Annotated in this window: 17 protein-coding genes and 1 riboswitch; of the genes, 12 read left to right on the top strand and 5 right to left on the bottom strand. The window is 70.1% G+C overall.

Translation table 11 applies throughout. The features are described from left to right. The first annotated feature begins 7 nt into the window (after nucleotides 1–7). The 5 genes from QE449_RS10315 to QE449_RS10335 all read left to right on the top strand — a co-directional run bounded on the left by QE449_RS10315 (nucleotide 8) and on the right by QE449_RS10335 (nucleotide 5,401). Complete coding sequence (locus QE449_RS10315) at nucleotides 8–493, top strand: GNAT family N-acetyltransferase (protein WP_027505061.1); 486 nt, start codon at nucleotides 8–10, stop codon at nucleotides 491–493. A 39-nt stretch (nucleotides 494–532) separates the two neighbouring features. Continuing rightward, nucleotides 533–616, top strand: a riboswitch (cobalamin riboswitch). Between the two features lie 94 nt (nucleotides 617–710). Beyond that, entirely contained in the window at nucleotides 711–2,612 is a 1,902-nt protein-coding gene (locus tag QE449_RS10320) for a VWA domain-containing protein (protein ID WP_307108768.1), read from the top strand. A gap of 11 nt (nucleotides 2,613–2,623) precedes the next feature. After that, a complete protein-coding gene (cobO, locus tag QE449_RS10325) occupies nucleotides 2,624–3,244 on the top strand; it encodes a cob(I)yrinic acid a,c-diamide adenosyltransferase (RefSeq protein WP_027505063.1) in 621 nt (206 codons plus the stop codon). Then, nucleotides 3,238–4,620 (top strand): cobyrinate a,c-diamide synthase, encoded by a 1,383-nt coding sequence (locus tag QE449_RS10330; RefSeq protein WP_222649198.1) that lies wholly within the window; start codon nucleotides 3,238–3,240, stop codon nucleotides 4,618–4,620. The genes cobO and QE449_RS10330 overlap by 7 nt, the downstream gene beginning before the upstream one ends. A 130-nt stretch (nucleotides 4,621–4,750) precedes the next feature. Then, a complete protein-coding gene (locus tag QE449_RS10335; RefSeq protein ID WP_307108769.1) occupies nucleotides 4,751–5,401 on the top strand; it encodes a pentapeptide repeat-containing protein in 651 nt (216 codons plus the stop codon). Nucleotides 5,402–5,418: 17 nt separating this feature from the next. On the opposite strand, the gene QE449_RS10340 is transcribed toward QE449_RS10335, so the two are convergent. Continuing rightward, on the bottom strand, nucleotides 5,419–5,835 hold the full coding sequence (locus QE449_RS10340; protein ID WP_027505065.1) for a helix-turn-helix domain-containing protein: 417 nt from the start codon (nucleotides 5,833–5,835) through the stop codon (nucleotides 5,419–5,421). 151 nt (nucleotides 5,836–5,986) lie between these two features. On the opposite strand from QE449_RS10340, the gene QE449_RS10345 reads away from it, so the two are divergent. The 3 genes from QE449_RS10345 to QE449_RS10355 are packed head-to-tail and all read left to right on the top strand — an operon-like array spanning nucleotide 5,987 to nucleotide 10,403. Continuing rightward, nucleotides 5,987–7,669 (top strand): alkaline phosphatase D family protein, encoded by a 1,683-nt coding sequence (locus tag QE449_RS10345; protein WP_027505066.1) that lies wholly within the window; start codon nucleotides 5,987–5,989, stop codon nucleotides 7,667–7,669. 35 nt (nucleotides 7,670–7,704) lie between these two features. Continuing rightward, complete coding sequence (gene cobA / locus QE449_RS10350; RefSeq protein WP_222630836.1) at nucleotides 7,705–8,937, top strand: uroporphyrinogen-III C-methyltransferase; 1,233 nt, start codon at nucleotides 7,705–7,707, stop codon at nucleotides 8,935–8,937. Between the two features lie 8 nt (nucleotides 8,938–8,945). Then, nucleotides 8,946–10,403, top strand: a complete 1,458-nt coding sequence (locus QE449_RS10355; protein WP_307108770.1) for an MFS transporter — start codon at nucleotides 8,946–8,948, stop codon at nucleotides 10,401–10,403. On the opposite strand, the gene QE449_RS10360 is transcribed toward QE449_RS10355, so the two are convergent. Further along, nucleotides 10,394–11,620 carry a DUF2786 domain-containing protein gene (locus tag QE449_RS10360; protein WP_307108771.1) on the bottom strand — a complete coding sequence of 409 codons (1,227 nt, stop codon included), beginning with the start codon at nucleotides 11,618–11,620 and terminating at the stop codon, nucleotides 10,394–10,396. The genes QE449_RS10355 and QE449_RS10360 overlap by 10 nt on opposite strands. After that, nucleotides 11,617–12,360: a peroxide stress protein YaaA gene (gene yaaA, locus QE449_RS10365; RefSeq protein ID WP_307092692.1), complete on the bottom strand. Its 744-nt coding sequence runs from the start codon at nucleotides 12,358–12,360 to the stop codon at nucleotides 11,617–11,619. The genes QE449_RS10360 and yaaA overlap by 4 nt, the downstream gene beginning before the upstream one ends. 44 nt (nucleotides 12,361–12,404) lie before the next feature. On the opposite strand from yaaA, the gene QE449_RS10370 reads away from it, so the two are divergent. Together QE449_RS10370 and QE449_RS10375 are read left to right on the top strand one after the other, a co-directional pair. Beyond that, the gene (locus tag QE449_RS10370) at nucleotides 12,405–14,159 is read left to right on the top strand and encodes a proline--tRNA ligase (protein WP_307108772.1); all 1,755 of its coding nucleotides are present in this window, start codon (nucleotides 12,405–12,407) and stop codon (nucleotides 14,157–14,159) included. Beyond that, a complete protein-coding gene (locus QE449_RS10375; RefSeq protein WP_056444993.1) occupies nucleotides 14,156–14,662 on the top strand; it encodes a hypothetical protein in 507 nt (168 codons plus the stop codon). Before QE449_RS10370 ends, QE449_RS10375 begins: the two co-directional genes overlap by 4 nt. A 25-nt stretch (nucleotides 14,663–14,687) precedes the next feature. Here the strand turns inward: QE449_RS10375 and QE449_RS10380 are convergent, their stop codons facing one another. Both QE449_RS10380 and QE449_RS10385 read right to left on the bottom strand, forming a co-directional pair. Next, complete coding sequence (locus QE449_RS10380) at nucleotides 14,688–15,134, bottom strand: ferritin-like domain-containing protein (protein WP_027505072.1); 447 nt, start codon at nucleotides 15,132–15,134, stop codon at nucleotides 14,688–14,690. Next, a complete protein-coding gene (locus QE449_RS10385; protein WP_307108773.1) occupies nucleotides 15,131–15,670 on the bottom strand; it encodes a hypothetical protein in 540 nt (179 codons plus the stop codon). Before QE449_RS10385 ends, QE449_RS10380 begins: the two co-directional genes overlap by 4 nt. A gap of 162 nt (nucleotides 15,671–15,832) precedes the next feature. On the opposite strand from QE449_RS10385, the gene rimP reads away from it, so the two are divergent. Both rimP and nusA read left to right on the top strand, forming a co-directional pair. After that, complete coding sequence (rimP, locus tag QE449_RS10390) at nucleotides 15,833–16,447, top strand: ribosome maturation factor RimP (RefSeq protein WP_027505074.1); 615 nt, start codon at nucleotides 15,833–15,835, stop codon at nucleotides 16,445–16,447. A gap of 4 nt (nucleotides 16,448–16,451) precedes the next feature. Then, entirely contained in the window at nucleotides 16,452–17,456 is a 1,005-nt protein-coding gene (gene nusA, locus QE449_RS10395; RefSeq protein ID WP_222630852.1) for a transcription termination factor NusA, read from the top strand. Nucleotides 17,457–17,595: the final 139 nt, after the last annotated feature.

The raw sequence follows: 17,595 nt of genomic DNA on the forward strand, positions 1-17,595 counted from the left end.
CCATCACATGACGACGGCGACTGCAACACTCAAGCGATCCTGGGCACTCGACCTGTCGAACGAGACCCTCTACGAGCTGCTCAAGCTGCGCGTGGAGGTGTTCGTGGTGGAGCAGGCCTGCGCCTACCCCGAGCTCGACGGTAAGGACCTGCTCTCCGACACCCGCCACTTCTGGCTCGAGCGCGACGGCAGCGTGGTCTGCACACTGCGTCTCCTCGAGGAGCACGACGACGGCGAGAAGTCGTTCCGCATCGGGCGCCTGTGCACCCACCGCTCCTCGCGCGGGCAGGGCCACACCACGCGTCTGCTGCGGGCTGCGCTCGCGGAGGTCGGGTCGTCCCCGTGCCGCATCAACGCGCAGAGCTACCTGGTGGAGATGTACGCAAAGCACGGCTTCTACCCGGACGGCCAGGAAGTTCTCGAGGACGGCATCCCGCACACGCCCATGCGGCGCGGCGGCGGCAGTCCCTGGAGCGAAGGCGACAAGAACTGACTCGCCTGCACCGACACTGAACAACCGACGAACGTCTCGGAGAAGCCCGTGTGACTCGGGCGCGGTCCCGCCACTGTGACGTGGTCCGGCCTCCTTCAGGAGGTCGGATCACGGAGCCAGATCGCCGAGCGTTCGTGTCACTGCTGCGTGAGGAGACCACGCGCAGCATCGTCTCGACTCCTCGGCGCGGTCACCGAGGTCGAACAGGACCACACGCGTGAATCCCGGATATCCGTTCTCTGCCATCGTCGGTCAGGACCGACTGCTGTTGGCGCTCTCACTCTGTGCCGTTCACCCCGGCATCGGCGGCGTGCTCGTACGCGGTGAGAAGGGCACGGCGAAATCGACCGCCGTGCGTGCGCTGACGGCGCTGATGCCTCCCGTCACGGACTCGGCGGGCACCCGGCCCGCTCGGCTCGTCGAACTGCCCGTCGGTGCGACCGAGGACCGCGTCGTCGGGTCCATCGACTTCGAGCGCATCGTCCGCGACGGCGAACGCGCCTTCACCCCCGGCCTGCTCGCGTCAGCGGACCGTGGCCTTCTGTACGTCGACGAGGTCAACCTTCTCCACGACCATCTCGTCGATCTGCTGCTCGACGCGGCAGCCATGGGCCGGGTACACGTGGAGCGGGACGGTATCTCGCACTCCTACCCGTCGACCTTCGTGCTCGTCGGCACCATGAACCCCGAGGAGGGGGAGCTGCGCCCGCAGCTGCTCGATCGCTTCGGCCTCGCCGTGGACGTCTCCGCCTCCCGCGATGTCGACACGCGGATGACGGTCGTCCGTCGCCGACTCGACTACGAACGCGACGCCGTCGCGTTCGCCGAGGCGCATGCCGACGCCGACGCGGAGATCGCGGCCCGCATCGCCGGTGCGCGGGACCGTGTCGCCGACGTCGAGCTGCCCGACTCGGAACTGCGTCGTATCGCGGCCGTGTGTGCGGCCTTCGACGTCGACGGGATGCGCGGTGACCTCGTCGTCGCGCGCACCGCGACCGCTCACGCCGCGTGGCGGGGCGGCACCACGGTGACCGAGGACGACGTGCGCGTCGCCGTCGAACTGGCGTTGCCCCATCGGCGTCGGCGCGATCCGTTCGATGCTCCCGGACTCGCGGACGGCGAGCTGGACGACGCGATGTCGCAGGCGGACGAGGACGTGCGACGTTCGGAACCGGAGCCCGATCCCGATCCCGACCCGGACGACGGCGGAGGCGCACCCGATCCCGCTGCCGAGGACGGTGCTCCCGAACAGTCGAGCTCCGACGATGCACCGTCGGCCGATGAACCGCCCCCGCGGCCGTCGACCGGTGGCAGCTCCGGAACCGCCGCGTCCGGGGACGGCTTCGATGCCCGGCTCCTGCAGATCGACGGTGTCGGCGACGGCGCACCCGGCCGTCGCTCACGCGCGCGGGTGTCCTCGGGTCGTGTCGTGCGTGCGACCGACTTCACCGGCGGCTCACTCCATCTCGTCGGCACTCTGATGCGTGCCGCGGAGCGCAGGGGAGCGGCCGAGTCCGGCCGGTTGTCCATCGCGGGCGGTGATCTGCGCGGCGTCGATCGCGAAGGGCGCGAAGGCAATCTGATCGTCTTCGTCGTCGACGCCTCCGGCTCGATGGCGGCGCGCGACCGCCTGTCGGCGGTCACCGGTGCCGTCGTGTCGTTGCTGCGCGACGCCTACCGACGCCGCGACCGCGTCGCCGTCGTCTCGGTGCGGGGCAGCGACGCGGAGGTGATCCTCCCGCCGACCCGGTCGGTGGACGTCGCCGTCACCCGACTCCGCGACGTACGCACCGGTGGCAGAACGCCGCTCGCGTCGGGCTTCCTGACGACACGCGACGTCGTCGCACGTGAGCGGGTCCGGGAGCCGGGGCGTCGTGCCCTCGTCGTCACCCTGACCGACGGCCGAGCCACCGGTGGACCCGATCCGGTGGGACGAGCCCGTCACGCCGCCGCACTGCTGGCCGCGGACAAGGTGGCCTCCGTGGTCGTCGACTGCGAGTCCGGCATGGTTCGCCTCGGACTCGCCCGTGACCTCGCGACCGCCCTGCGCGGCACCTACATCTCACTGCCCGAACTGTCGTCGGCGAGCGTGGCCGGCGTCGTCCGGGCCGCAGCCTGAGGAGATCCTCCATGCCACAGGGAGTTCCGGCACCCGGCACCGTTCCCGACGACGGCCTGACCACCAGGCAGCGTCGCAACCTCCCCATCCTCGCCGTCCACACGGGCCCCGGAAAGGGGAAGTCCACCGCCGCGTTCGGCATGGCGATGCGCGCCTGGAACCAGGGCTTCGACGTCGCGGTCTTCCAGTTCGTCAAGAGCGCCAAGTGGAAGGTCGGCGAGGAGTCGGTGTTCCGCACCCTCGGTGATCTGCACGACGAGACCGGCGTCGGCGGCGCCGTGGAGTGGCACAAGATGGGCTCGGGATGGTCCTGGTCGCGCAAGCGCGGCGACGAGGTCGACCATGCCGAGGACGCCCGCGAAGGGTGGGCGGAGATCGCGGCGCGCATCCGCGACGAACGGCATCGCTTCTACGTCCTCGACGAGTTCACCTATCCGCTGCACTGGGGGTGGATCGACGTCGACGACGTGGTGCGCACCCTCACCGACCGGCCCGGCAACCAGCACGTAGTCATCACGGGCCGCAACGCACCCACCGCGCTGCTCGACGCCGCCGATCTGGTCACCGAGATGTCGAAGATCAAGCACCCCATGGACGCAGGTCGCAAGGGTCAGCGCGGCATCGAATGGTGAACGATCTGCCCGCCGTCGTCATCGCGGCCCCCTCGTCCGGCAGCGGAAAGACCACCATCGCCACCGGCATCATGGGCGCACTGCGCGCCGCCGGCCGGCGGGTCGCTCCGTTCAAGGTCGGCCCGGACTACATCGATCCCGGGTACCACGCCGTCGCCGCAGGACGGCCCGGTCGCAACCTCGACGCCGTCATGACGGGCCGCGACGCGATGGTGCCCGCGCTGCGCTGGGGTGCGAGCGGGTGCGACATCGCGGTCGTCGAGGGCGTCATGGGTCTCTTCGACGGTCGCATCGACCCCCACGCCACCGGACCCGCTGCGGAGGGGTCCACGGCCGCGGTCGCCGCCGCGATCGGTGCGCCGGTGATTCTGGTGGTGGATTCGCGAGGGCACAGCCAGAGCATCGGCGCGCTGGTCCACGGGTTCTCGACGTACGACCCCTCGGTCCGCGTCGCCGGGGTGATCCTGAACCGGGTCGGCAGTGAGCGACACGAGGCGGTGCTGCGACAGGCCTGCGACCGGGTCGGCGTTCCCGTGATCGGGTCGGTGCCTCGCGCCGGCGCGCTCGAGGTGCCGTCGCGTCACCTCGGCCTGGTGACCGCGGCCGAGCACGGCTCCGCCGCGGTCGACGCCGTCGCGGCGATGACCGAGCTGGTGTCGCGCCATGTCGACGTCGACGCTCTCGCTCGCATCGCGGCGACGGCGCAGGTTCCGACGGCGGAGCCGTGGAGTCCGGACGCTGCGGTGGGGGTGCGGATCGAGGGTCCGCGTCCGGTGGTCGCCGTCGCCGGTGGCCCGGCGTTCACGTTCGGCTACGCCGAGCAACCGGAGGTGCTGCGTGCCGCGGGAGCGGACGTGGCGGTGTTCGATCCGCGCCACGACCGGTTGCCCGAGGGTGCCACCGGCCTGGTCGTCCCCGGCGGCTTCCCCGAGCTCCACGCCGCCGAGCTGGCCGCCAACGAGCCACTGCTGCACGACATCCGGGCTCTCGCCGACGCCGGGTGGCCGGTGCACGGTGAGTGTGCGGGCCTCCTGTACCTGGCCACCTCGCTGGACGGGCACCGCATGGCGGCAGTGCTCGACCTCGACGTCGAGTTCGGGTCGAGGCTCACCCTCGGCTATCGAGACGCGGTGGCGCTGACGGGGTCGGTGATGTTCGACGTCGGCCAGCGCATCACCGGCCACGAATTCCACCGCACCCACGTCGTCCGGGCGGGATCGTTCGAACCCGCGTGGGCCTGGCGGCGCGACGGCAGCACCGTGCAGGAGGGATCCGTCGGCGCCGGCGGACGGGTGCACGCGTCGTATCTGCACACCCATCCGGTGGCGACGGCCCGGGGATTCGCTCGGTTCGTGGCGGCCTGCCGGCCGAACTGACCCACAGCGTCTCGGCGCCCGTCTGGTTGCATCTCACAAACTTCTGGTGTCTACTGTCGGTCGGATACATACCGAAAGATTGTTTGCACCCGGTTTCCTGGGGAGTTCATCCGGCGAGAGGGTCCTTCGCATGGTCAGCAGAATGTTCGGTAGCGCACGCGTCTCGTGGGCGAGTGTCGGATCCGTCGTCGTCGCAGCGGCGGCGCTGGCCGTGGCGTCACCGGCCGCAGCCGGTGCCACCGAGATCAAAGGGTGCGTGATCACCTCGCCGGCAGACGGCACGGTCTGCACCGGTATGGACCTGAGCGGCGCGGATCTCGCGGGCTTGAATCTGTCGGGAGCCGACTTCTCGGGCTCGAACCTCAGTGGAGCGGACCTGTCCGGCGTGGTCGGATTCGGCGGCCGCTTCACCGGCGCGAATCTGCGGGGTGCGAATCTCGCGGGCTCGTCCTTCGGCCGCGCGGACTTCCATCACGCGTCGCTGGCGAACGCCGACCTGACGAATGCAGCACTGTCGGACACGATGCTCGATCAGGCAGATCTGACGCGGACGGGCTTGAGCGGCACGGATTTCACCGTGTCCTACCTGCGAGACGCTGATCTGTCGCATGCTCGGTTCGCGGGCACGAAGTTCTTCGGCGCCCAGGTGTGCGGCGCCAACATCTTCGGTACCGACCCGTCGGCTGCGAGCAACCTCGACACGTCCTGCACGGTGTCCGAGGGTCCGGCGACCCCCCTTCCCGTTCCGGCACCTGTGCCCGGTGGGTTCTTCGGTAGTTGATCGACGTCGTCCACCGATCACGCCGCGAGCAGTCCCTCCAGGTAGTCCAGGAGCCGTGACACCTCCCGCGGGGCGCCGAGGACGACGACCTTGAGCCGGTCGCGTTGCGCGTCGTAGGCGGTGTTGACGCGCAACGGTTCACTGTCGGGTCGCGCGTCCCCGGTGGCTCTGGCGAGCAGTGCGGTCAGCCGATCCGCGGTCTCGCGGTCGACGGTGTCGATGTCGACGATCGAGGTGACCTCGACGCGATGCTCGGTGCGCAGTGTGGAGGCGGCCTGCCCGGTGAACGTCTCGAGGTCCTCGCCGGAGATGCGGTACTGCTTGCCGATGCGGACGGCGGGAAGGCGACCGGACCGCACGTAGCCGCGGACGGTGCGCACGTGCAGCCCCAGCATGTCGGCGACATCGTCGACCGAATACATCCGCACAGTCATCCAAACAACGTAAACATCCCCTGTCGCACACGTCAATTGGGACATCTACGTGCCCCGTGGCGGCTTTTCCCGGACATGTCGTCGGGAGACTTTTCCGACAGGTTGCCGGTGAACGGCGCGGAAATCGGGCATTGGTGGCAATCTGGATCGAATGACCGACATCGACCAGAGACTGATCCTGGGGCCGTTCGTCCGCTACGTCAGTACCGATCGTGCGACCTTCTGGGTGGAGACATCGCACTCCTGCACCGTCACGGTCACCACGTCCTCGGGCGCCTCGGTGGACGAGCGCACGTGGGGTCTCCACGGGCACCACTACGCCCTCGTCGCCGTCGAGGATCTGCCGCAGAACTCCCTCGTCGACTACACCGTCGCGATCGACGGCGAGCAGGTGTGGCCCACTCCCGACCGCCGGGCCGTCGTGCACACGATGTGCGACGACGAGCCCGTCACCGTCGCCTTCGGATCCTGCCGGCGGGGTGACACCTACAGCGACGAGGCGTTGACGCGCATCGGCGCCGACGCTCTGGTCGGGCTCGCCGACCGTGTCGCGAGCGAAGAGCCCGACACCTGGCCGGATCTTTTGGTCTTCCTCGGCGATCAGGTCTACGCGGACGATCCGTCGCCCGAGATCGTCGAGCGCCTGCACGCCCGGCGCGAGGCCGGCGAGCGTGCTGCCGGGGCCCGCTCGGAGGAGGTCGAGGACGAGATCTGCGACTTCGAGGAGTACACCTGGCTTTACCAGGAGTCGTGGGGCGACGACCGCGTCCGCCAACTGATGGCCACGGTCCCGACGTGCATGATCCTCGACGACCACGATCTGCGGGACGACTGGAACTCCTCCGCGGACTGGCGCGCGGAGGTGACACAGGCGTCCTGGTGGGAGGACCGCGTGATCGGCGCCTTCTCCTCGTACTGGGTCTACCAACACCTGGGCAACCTGTCTCCGCGCGAACTCGAGGACGACGCGATGTACGCGGCCGTGCGATCCGCCGCGAGCGACTCCGAGCGTGAGACGCTGCTCGCCGAGTTCGCCCTGAAGGCGGACGCGGAACCGTCCTCGGCGCGCTGGAGCTATCACCGCGACATCGGCAACACGCGTCTGGTGATGATCGACAGCCGCTGTTCGCGTGACCTGTCGCCCGAGCGCAGGGCCATGGTCGACGACGTCGAGTGGGCATGGGTGCGCGAGCACACGCTGAAATCGGGAAAGGAGCACGTGCTTCTGGGGTCCTCGCTGCCCTTCCTCATGCTTCCGGGGCTGCACGCGGTGGAGCAGTGGAACGAGGCGGTGGCGCAGGGCGCGTGGGGGAAGCGGTTCGGTCGGATCGGGGAGAAGCTGCGTATCGCGCTCGATCTCGAGCACTGGGCCGCGTTCGGAAAGTCGTTCGGCGACATGGTGGATCTGGTCGACGAGGTGGTCGTGGGGCCGGACGCGCCGAAGTCGGTCGTGTGGTTGTCGGGTGACGTGCACTGCTCCTACGTCGCGAAGGCGGAGACCCGCGTGTCGACGTCGACGTCTCTGTACCAGCTGACGATGTCGCCGTTCCGTAATCCACTGAACCTGCCGATCCGGGCGGTCAACCGCCTGGCGATCCGTCGCCCGGTGGCGAGGATGCTCGCGCGCCTGGCGCGCGGAGCCAAGGCGGAACCCGTGCACGCGGAGTGGAGCACGGAGGCGGGTCCCTGGTTCGACAACGGGGTGATGTCGTTGACCACGGACTCGCAGGCGCTGCGTCTCGAGGTGAACCACGCCGCGGTGGTGAACGGGCGTCAGACGCTCAGCACCACGGCTCGCTACGACCTCACGCCGTCCGGGGTGCGGCAGCGCTGATCGTGCCCGTGCCACGACAGGTAGGGTCTTCCGACGTGGACGCGACCGATTCTCCCTACCTCGCAGGGCTCGATCTGGCCGGTCGTCGCGTGGTCGTCGTCGGTGGGGGCAGTGTCGCGCAGCGGCGGCTCCCGCTGCTGGTGTCGTGCGGCGCGAAGGTCGTCGTCATCACCCGCGAGGCCACCCCGGCCGTCGAGGGCATGGCGAGCTTCGGTCAGATCGAGCTGGAGCTGCGCGACTATCGCGACGGCGATCTGCACGAGGCCTGGTACGCCATCGCCTGCACCGACGAGGCCGAGACCAACGCGGCCATCGTCGCGGAAGCGGCGCGCTCCCGGATCTTCTGCGTGCGCGCGGACGTGGCGAGAGACGGCACGGCGGTCACGCCTGCCAGCGCGGAGTACGACGGTCTGACCGTCGGCGTGCTCGCCAGCGGCGAGCATCGCCGGTCCGCCGCCGTGCGCAACGCCGTGCTGGACGGGCTGCAGTCCGGGGCCATCGCGGACGCACCGGAGAAGTCGATCGCGGGGGTCGCACTCGTGGGCGGTGGACCGGGAGACCCGGACCTGATCACCGTGCGGGGGCGCCGCCTGCTGGCGCGTGCCGACGTGGTGGTGGCCGACCGTCTCGCGCCGCCCGAGCTGTTGGCCGAACTGGGACCGCACGTCGAGGTGATCGACGCGTCGAAGATTCCGTACGGCCGGTTCATGGCACAGGAGGCCATCAACGACGCGTTGATCACGCATGCCCGCGCCGGCCGGTTCGTGGTCCGACTCAAGGGCGGCGATCCCTACGTCTTCGGCCGCGGATACGAGGAACTCGAGGCGTGCACCGCAGCGGGCATTCCCGTCACCGTCGTTCCCGGCATCACCAGCGCCATCTCGGTGCCGTCCGCCGCCGGTATCCCGGTCACCCATCGTGGCGTCACGCACGAGTTCGTCGTCGTCAGCGGTCATCTGCGCCCGGATCACCCGGACTCGCTGATCGACTGGCCGTCCCTGGGCCGGTTGCGCGGCACCATCGTGCTGCTCATGGCGGTCGAGCGCATCGGAGCCTTCGCGGACGTGCTCGTCGAGAACGGGCGCGCCGCGGACACGCCGGTCGTGGTGGTCCAGGAGGGCACGACGCGGTCGCAGCGGGTGGTGCGGGCGGATCTGACCACCGTCGCCGAGCGGGTGCGTGCGGAGAACGTGCGCCCCCCGGCCATCATCGTCATCGGACCGGTGGCGGGATTCGACGCCGCGGCCGTGATCGGCGCAGCCTCGTGACCCGGCCGATGACGTACCCCGTGACCGAGCGGGCCTTCGGACTCGCGATCATCGCGCTCAGCGGCATGCAGTTGATGGCCGTGCTCGACGGCACCGTGGTGAACCTCGCGCTCGCTCCGCTGCAGGCCGAACTCGGCCTCAGCGATGCCGGTCGCAACTGGGTGGTCTCGTCATACGTACTGGCCTTCGGCGGGCTCATGCTCCTCGGCGGGCGCATGGGCGACGCCTTCGGACGCAAGCGCATGTTCCTCGTCGGAGTCGCGCTGTTCACAGTGGCGTCCGCGGCCTGCGGACTCGCGCAGAACGAGGCGATGCTGGTGCTGGCCCGCGTGATCCAGGGCGCCGGCGCCGCGGTCGCGTCGCCCACGGCGTTCGCACTGGTGGCCACCACGTTCGCGCCGGGGCCCGTCCGCAATCAGGCCATCGCCATCTACGCGGCCATGACCGGTGTCGGCTCCTTCTCAGGTCTCATCATCGGCGGCGCGCTCACCGAGGTCTCGTGGCGGTGGATCTTCCTCATCAATGTGCCGATCGGTCTCGCGATCCTGGCCCTGGGATGGCGCGCGCTCACCGAGACGGCCGGCGAACGGGCACCCCTCGACGTGCCGGGGGCGATCCTCGCGACGCTCGGATCCACCGGTGTCGTGTTCGGCATCGTCGAGGGTCCGGAACGAGGCTGGACGGACGTCGTCACCCTCACCGCGATCGTCGTCGGTCTGTTCCTGCTGCTCGCGTTCCTCACCGTCGAGCGGCGCGCCAGGAACCCACTGCTGCCCTTCGAACTCTTCCGCGACCGGGACCGCGTCGCCACCTTCTTCGCCATCTTCTTCTCCGGCGGCGCCCTGTTCGCGATGACCGTGATCGTCGCGGTGTTCGTCCAGGACGTGTTGGACTACAGCCCGCTGCGCGCCGGCATCTCGTTCATCCCGTTCGGTGGCGGCATGGCGCTCGCCGCCGTCGCGTCGTCGTGGCTGGCGCCGCGGGTCGCACCGCGCTGGATCATCGCGACCGGCGCGGTCCTCACCGTCGGGTACCTGATCTTCGCGTCGACCATCACGGTGGAGTCGACGTACTGGAAGAACCTGTTCCTCCCCATCGGCGGCATCGGTTTCGGCGTCGGACTGGCGGTCATCGCCCTCCCGCTCTGCGCGATCGCCAACGTCGACCAGAAGAACATCGGGCCCCTCACCGCCATCTCGCTCGTCGCGCAGAACCTGGGTGGCCCACTCGGCCTCGCTGTGGTCAGCGCGATGGCGGCGTCGAAGACGCTCTCACTGGGCGGTCGGACGGGCTCGGCCGTCGACATGACCCGGCCGGAGATCGTCGCGTTGGGAGAGGGCTACACGTTCGCTCTTCTCGGCTGCGCCGTTCTCGCCGCGGTCGCCGCGGTCTCGGCGTTGTTCATCCGCTACAGCGCGGCCGACGTCGCCCAGGCCAAGGCAGCCCAGGACGCGGTTCACCGCTGACGGTCGGCGGGCAGGTCCGCCTCGTTCGCCGCCGCGCGCCCGGACTCCCATCCCGCGAGGTCCAGCCGGGGTCCACGGACCGACCGGGTGGCCGGGAACAGTCGCTCGACCTCTGCCTCGACGGCCACCGTCTGCGTCGCCAGCATCGGCAGCAATTCGCCGGACCGGCGACTCGCCTCCTCGAGGGCCAGCGCGTCCGACTCGGCGAGGCGTTCACCCAGCCGCACGGCATAGGCCCACAGGAACGCGGTGTCGAAGCCGGATGCCGCCTTCTTCCGCCGAGCCGGTCGGGGAGCGCGAGCCAGAGCGCGCGCCGCCTGCACCGAGAGGGAGGTGAAGAGCATCTCGGTCTGCTCCACGTCGACGGGTGCACCCACCACCGTCGCGAGGGCGTGATCGGTGTCCCAGACCACCCGGGTGCGGTTGACCGTCGCCACCACGTGCAGCAACTGGGCACGCGCATCCGCGTGCGGATTGTCGACGTGCACACGCCTGCTCACGACGTCGGTCCGGCCCTCGGCGAGCACGAGGGTGTCGACGGAGTACTTCGTCATCAGTTCCTGCGCCTTCGCGGTGAACGCATCGGCCTCCTCCTCGAACTCGGTCGAGTCCGCCTTGGCGAGAAGCCCCCTGATGCGCCCGAGCATGCCGGACCCGACGACGGTGTCGGGCGGCAGCAGGCGTGCGGTCCGGGCCGACGGCCACTGCGACGGCAGCGCACCGATCCGGGTGAGTCGGGGCAGGCTCTGCCACCGCCCGAGCAGCGTGAGCACGGCGATCCACTGGTCACTGACGGCGATGTAGTCGGACGCACCGCCGAGGCGCAGACGCGCGGCGAGCAGACTCGGAGACGCGTCGACGGGCGACTCGACGTCCGGGCGCAGCGCCCGGATCGCCTCGACCTGGCGCACCCAGCTCTCGGGCGCGCGCGCGGTGGCGTCGGAGAGCTCGGCCTCGTGCAGGAGGGCCGCCGCGGCGAGTCCGGTGACCTCCGCGGTGCAGTGGCGGCGGACGACGTGCAGCAGGTCGAGCGGTTGCCACCCCTCCTCGTACAGCGCCGTGATCGTGGACAGGAGCGTGACGGACCCCTGAGCGAGGGGATCCGCGTCGGTGCAGGCGACCAACTGGTCCGCGACGTCGTCCACCACGCGTTGCGAGGCGGTGCGACCGACGGCGGCATCGGCGCCGCGCTGCAGCAGTTCCGGGACCGGGTTCATTCGGTCAGCACGATCACCTCGGTCGGCGATGCGACCTCGGCTCGGAGTCCTGCACGGACGGCGACCGCGGCGACGGCCCGTGCGCTCGTGGGTTCCGCGCGGGTGACGGTCAGCGCCCGTGCCAGCAGTCCCTTGTGATGCTTGTTGAAATGGCTGACGACGGTGCGGGATCCGTCGGGTTGCTCGGTGAGCACGGTGGCGGTGACCGCGCCGGGTATGGGGCCCAGGTCGCGGTAGATTCCCGAGCGCAGATCGACGACGAGACCGTCGGCCGCGGCGGTGACCGCCGCGGGCAGCACCGGCTTCCACAGGGCGCGGAGCGTGGGGAGCCCGGGCAGTGCGGACCCGCCCGAGAGCCGGTACGCCGGAACCGGATCGTCCGCTCGCACCGCACCGAAGAGGGCGGACCCGATCGCGAGGCGCTGCCGAGCCTTGGCCTTCTGCGCCCGGGTGAACGATGCCGCGTCCAACGCGTCGAACAACACTCCGGTGTAGCGCTCGAGAGCCGGTCTCGTCGCCGAGACCGTCAGGGCCGCATTGCGCTCGATCTCGTCGTCCTGCTTCGGCGAGAGTCCCAGGGCCGTGCGGGAGGCCGCGGGATCGTCGGCGAGGGACACGAGAGCGTTCACCAGCGTCGATCGGACGTCGGTGAGCTGCGGAAGCCACAGCTGGTCGAGATCGAGCGGATCACCGCGGCCGCCCGCGGACTTGGTTTCGGACGGTGGCAGAAGAACGAGCACGGCAGGAACGGTACCGACACACCCACGGACTAGGCTGTGCGCCTGTGATCACCCGTCTGTCCCACCTGTTCCTGCGCACGCTCCGCGACGATCCCGCCGATGCCGAGGTACCGAGCCACAAGCTCCTGGTGCGCGCCGGCTACGTCCGCCGCATCGCTCCCGGTGTGTACTCGTGGCTGCCGCTCGGGCTCCGGGTGCTGCGCCGCGTCGAGCAGGTGGTGCGCGAGGAGATGAACGCGATCGGTGGCCAGGAGATCTCGCTGCCGGCGCTGTTGCCGCGCGAACCGTACGAGGTGACCAACCGCTGGACCGAGTACGGCGACGGGCTGTTCCGGCTCAAGGATCGCAAGGGCGTCGACATGCTGCTCGGGCCGACGCACGAGGAGCTCTTCGCGCTGACGGTCAAGGGGGAGTACAGCTCCTACAAGGACCTGCCGGTCACGCTGTACCAGATCCAGACCAAGTACCGCGACGAGGAGCGTCCGCGGGCCGGCATCCTGCGCGGCCGTGAGTTCGTCATGAAGGACTCGTACTCGTTCGATCTGGACGAGGCGGGTCTGAAGACCTCCTACGAGGCCCACCGCGAGGCGTACCAGCGGATCTTCGAGCGCCTCGGTGTCAGCTACGTCATCGTCGCGGCCACGTCCGGTGCGATGGGCGGGAGCGCGTCCGAGGAGTTCCTCGCGGAATCGGTCGTCGGCGAGGACACCTACGTGCAGTGTGTCGAGTCCGGGTACGCCGCGAACGTCGAGGCCGTCACGACGCCGGCTCCGCCGTCGATCCCCCTCGAGGGCCTGCCGCAACCGACGGTGCACGAGACCGGCGACACCCCGACCATCGCGACGCTCGTCGACTGGGCGAACGGTGCGGATCTCGGCCGCACGGTCACCGCGGCGGACACGCTCAAGAACGTGCTGCTCAAGACACGCGTCCCCGGCGGTGAGTGGGAACTGCTCGCCATCGGCGTTCCCGGTGATCGTGACGTGGACGAGAAGCGCCTCGAGGCCTCCCTCGCCCCCGCCGAGTTCGTCATGCTGGGCGACGCGGACTTCGCCGCCAATCCGTTCCTCGTCAAGGGGTACATCGGACCGAAGGCCTTGCAGGACAACGGCGTGCGTTACCTCGTCGACCCTCGCGTCGTCGACGGCACGGCGTGGATCACCGGCGCGAACGAGAAGGGCAAGCACGTCGTCGATCTGGTCGCGGGCCGCGATTTCGTCGCGGACGGCACCATCGAGGCCGCCGAGGTGCGCGACGGTGATCCCTCTCCGGACGGCCGCGGCGCACTGGTGTCCGCTCGCGGCATCGAGATCGGCCACATCTTCCAGCTCGGTACCAAGTACACCGACGCCTTCGCGGTCGACGTCCTCGGCGAGAACGGCAAGCCCACCCGCCTGCTCCAGGGCTCGTACGGCGTCGGCGTGTCTCGCCTGGTGGCTGTCATCGCCGAGCAGATGCACGACGACAAGGGTCTGCGGTGGCCCGCGTCCGTCGCACCCGCCGACGTGCACATCGTCATCGCCAACAAGGACGTGGGCGCGCGCGAGGGTGCCGAGGCGCTCGCCGTCGAACTCGACGCGCACGGACTCGAGGTCGTCCTGGACGACCGTCCCAAGGTGTCTCCCGGTGTGAAGTTCAAGGACTCCGAGCTGATCGGTGTGCCGCTCGTCGTCGTCCTCGGTCGCGGCTGGGCGGACGGCACCGTCGAGCTGAAGGATCGCTTCACCGGTGAGGCTCGCGACGTTCCGGCCGAGTCGGCGGGCCGGGAGGTCCTGCGCGCGGTCGGGCGACCCGTGTGAGCACCTCGTCGTCGAGCGAGTCTCTCCCTGCCGTCCTGACCCGGCTCGTCGACGCTCGCCGAGTCCTGCTGATCGCGCCGACACACGGACGATCGGCCGCTCTCGCGGCCGACGCGGTCGGCGAGCGCGGCTCGGTCGTGGTGCTCGCCGCGGACGAGAGCGTCGCGGCCGTCCAGGCCGACACGGAGGCGGCACGAGGCCGGGTGGAGATCGTCGCCGGCGAACCCGCCGGATCGTTGCCGCAGCTCCGCACGGACGACGACACGACCTTCGGTGTGGTGTCCGCCGACGTCTCGCGGGCCGGTGCGGCCGAGGCCGTGCAGTACCTCGAGTGGGCGCTGGTGCTCGGTCGACCCGGGACCGCCGTGGTGGTCACCGGTGACGCCGACGGGGCGACGTGGACAGCGGTGCAGGACATGGTCGACGGTCACCCACGGCTCGCCGCGGCGTCGTGGACCGCGGGCACCGCGGTGATCGTCGCCGCCGTGACCGATCAACCCTGAGTCGAGGTCCCGACCGGCGGAGGGGTCAGGTCGCCGGAGTGCCGGGAAAGGCCACCGTCGACGGGAAGATGCCGAGAATCGCCTTCCACGCCGAGGCGCGCCGAGCTGAGTCCGTGAGGGCGACGATGCCGATGTCGCGGGTGTGCCCGGACTGGGCCCGTTCGACGACCGACCGCCAGGCGACTGCGGCGTCGTCCTCGACCTGCGCCGCGAGCCGTGCCGCTGCCACCGCGTCGGTCACCGGGAACGGCACCGTGTACCCGGCCGCGGGCTCCGGTGCGGTGACGCTGGCCGCGGTCAGGGCGTCGATGGTGCCGTCGCGCCGCGCTCGGTGGTCGGCGGCGTACTGCGCGACCATCGGATCGCGGGTGGGGTTCGAGAACGCCGCGATGACGCCGTACGCGAAGACGGCGGCGAACTCCACGTTCAGCGCGTCCACGAGGGCCTGCTGCTCTGGGCCGAGATCACTCATCCGGCCACCGCCGCGGACGCCAGCGTGCACGCGGCACTGATCGACCCGAGCAGGCCCGCTCGGTAACCGGACAGCGCACGCGCGTCGTCGGCTGCGCTGCGGCCCGCGTCCGACAGCGCCGTGGACAAGTCGATGAGAGCCGGAGCCGGCACCGGCTCGGCAGTGCCGGTCGTCGCAGTGGCGGTCCCGGACACCGTGGGCGGGGGAGTGAGACGTGCGATCTCGGTGTCGAGTGCGTCGGCGTGGGCGGTCCGCTGATCGGCGATCACGGTGAGAGTGTCGACCGCCGCCGGGTTCTGCGCGATCGCCGCCGTTGCGGCGGCCGCGTCGCGGCGGGCCCGGGCGGCATGGGCCGCGAGCGGATCGGGCTGCGCCGCCTCGTCGTCCTGCGTACCGTCCGAGCACGCGACCGTCGAGGCGAGGATCGTCGTGCCCGCTACCGCTGCTCCCGCACCGCGTAACATCGTGCGCCGCGAGAGCGTCGGGAGACTGCGGCCGTGCAGGAAGACCGGTCGGTGCGGAACTGTCGGTGGCACCCGGTCATCGTGCCAGACACGGACACCGTCCCCGCGCCGGACACGAGCACTCTCGGCGCGACGACGCAGCGTGTCGGGAGACGCGCCCCGGTCGCGGTATCGTGGTCCCTTCCCAGTTCGCCGGTGGCGAGCTGTACAACTTCAGCGAGGAGTGGTCGAGCGATGCCGGTTCCATCCAGGGAGAGGGTCGTCGCACTCCTCTCCGCACACGTGGCGGGCCCGGGGTTCACCGACGGCGATCTCGATCTCGAGGACGTCACCGTGTCGAAGGCCGGTGCTCACAGCGTCGTCAAGGTGATCGTCGACCGGGATTCCGGATTCGAGCTCGACGCGCTCGCTCGGCTGAGCCACGAGATCTCCGACATCCTGGACGCGGCAACCGAATTCGGGGACACCGCGTACAACCTCGAGGTGACCACGCCCGGTGTCGACCGACCCCTGACCGAGCCTCGCCACTGGCGTCGTGCTCGCGGCCGGATGGTCACCGTCGTGCTCGGGGACGAGACGATCGACGCCCGCGTCGGGGAGCTCAGGACCTCGGAGGGCGGTACGACCGAACTGGATCTCGTTCTCCGCTCGCGCACCGGTCCGACGCTGCGCACCGTGCCGCTCGACGCGGTCACGTCGGCCACCGTGCAGGTGGAGTTCAAGAAGCCCAATCCTGCGGAGCTCGAGATGGCGGGCGGCGTCACGCCCGGACGCTTCGATCCGCTGAACCCGCCGGAGGAGCCCGTCTCCGGTGACGAAGACGACGACACAGACGACGAAAGCCGATAACGACGTGAACATCGACATGACTGCCCTCCGCGCGATCGAGGCGGAGAAGGGCATCACCATCGACGCGGTGATCGAGACGCTGCAGAGTGCGCTGCTCACCGCGTACAAGCACACGGCCGGTCACCGGTCCGACGCCTACATCGACGTGAATCGCAAGAGTGGCGAGGTCCGCGTCATGGCACGCGAGACCGACGAGAACGGGAACTTCGTCTCCGAGTGGGACGACACCCCCGAGGGGTTCGGTCGCATCGCCGCGACCACCGCGCGTCAGGTCATCCTGCAGCGACTCCGGGACGCGGAGAACGAGAAGTCGTTCGGTGAGTACTCGACGCACGAGGGCGAGATCGTCGGCGGTGTCATCCAGGCCGACGCACGGCTGAACGCACGCGGCACGGTCGTGGTGCGGATCGGCAGCGACTCCGAGGGCGTGGACGCGACCATCCCGCCGGCGGAGCAGGTGCCCGGTGAGACGTACGAGCACGGCGACCGCATCAAGTGCTATGTCGTGGGTGTCACCCGCGGCACTCGCGGCCCGCAGGTCACCCTGTCCCGGACGCACCCCAACCTGGTCCGCAAGGTGTTCGCGCTCGAGGTGCCGGAGATCGCGGACGAGTCCGTGGAGATCGTGTCGGTGGCCCGCGAGGCGGGACACCGGTCGAAGATCGCCGTGCGGACGTCGGTGTCCGGCCTCAACGCCAAGGGCGCGTGCATCGGTCCGATGGGCCAGCGTGTCCGCAACGTCATGAGCGAGCTGGCCGGCGAGAAGATCGACATCATCGACTACGACGACGATCCCGCCGTGTTCGTCGGGAATGCGTTGTCACCGTCGAAGGTTGTCTCTGTCACGGTCGTCGACGCGGCTGCCCGCGCCGCGCGTGTGGTGGTGCCCGACTACCAGTTGTCGCTCGCGATCGGCAAGGAAGGTCAGAACGCGCGGCTCGCCGCGCGCCTGACCGGGTGGCGTATCGACATCCGGAGCGACGCCGCGCCGACCGAGGACGATCACTGAGTCGGCGCGCGCGAGCGGGCGACGTTCCGAACCGGACCGAATCCGCGTTAGACTGTGACACGGCTCGACACGCGTTGTCCGACGACACCGCGTCCGCACCAGCTGGACCGGTGCGTACGTGCGTAGGATGCAGACAGCG

The sequence above is a fragment of the Rhodococcus sp. SORGH_AS_0303 genome (assembly GCF_030819335.1).
Taxonomy (GTDB): Bacteria; Actinomycetota; Actinomycetes; order Mycobacteriales; family Mycobacteriaceae; genus Rhodococcoides.

Bases quoted from the DNA above. Each gene is read 5' to 3' on its own strand.
- QE449_RS10380 (WP_027505072.1), bottom strand. From the start codon at position 15,134: ATGAGTGATCTCGGCCCAGAGCAGCAGGCCCTCGTGGACGCGCTGAAC.
- QE449_RS10315 (WP_027505061.1), top strand. From the start codon at position 8: ATGACGACGGCGACTGCAACACTCAAGCGATCCTGGGCACTCGACCTG.
- QE449_RS10355 (WP_307108770.1), top strand. From the start codon at position 8,946: ATGACGTACCCCGTGACCGAGCGGGCCTTCGGACTCGCGATCATCGCG.
- QE449_RS10360 (WP_307108771.1), bottom strand. From the start codon at position 11,620: ATGAACCCGGTCCCGGAACTGCTGCAGCGCGGCGCCGATGCCGCCGTC.
- QE449_RS10345 (WP_027505066.1), top strand. From the start codon at position 5,987: ATGACCGACATCGACCAGAGACTGATCCTGGGGCCGTTCGTCCGCTAC.
- QE449_RS10335 (WP_307108769.1), top strand. From the start codon at position 4,751: ATGGTCAGCAGAATGTTCGGTAGCGCACGCGTCTCGTGGGCGAGTGTC.
- QE449_RS10330 (WP_222649198.1), top strand. From the start codon at position 3,238: ATGGTGAACGATCTGCCCGCCGTCGTCATCGCGGCCCCCTCGTCCGGC.
- QE449_RS10340 (WP_027505065.1), bottom strand. From the start codon at position 5,835: ATGACTGTGCGGATGTATTCGGTCGACGATGTCGCCGACATGCTGGGG.
- cobO (WP_027505063.1), top strand. From the start codon at position 2,624: ATGCCACAGGGAGTTCCGGCACCCGGCACCGTTCCCGACGACGGCCTG.
- rimP (WP_027505074.1), top strand. From the start codon at position 15,833: ATGCCGGTTCCATCCAGGGAGAGGGTCGTCGCACTCCTCTCCGCACAC.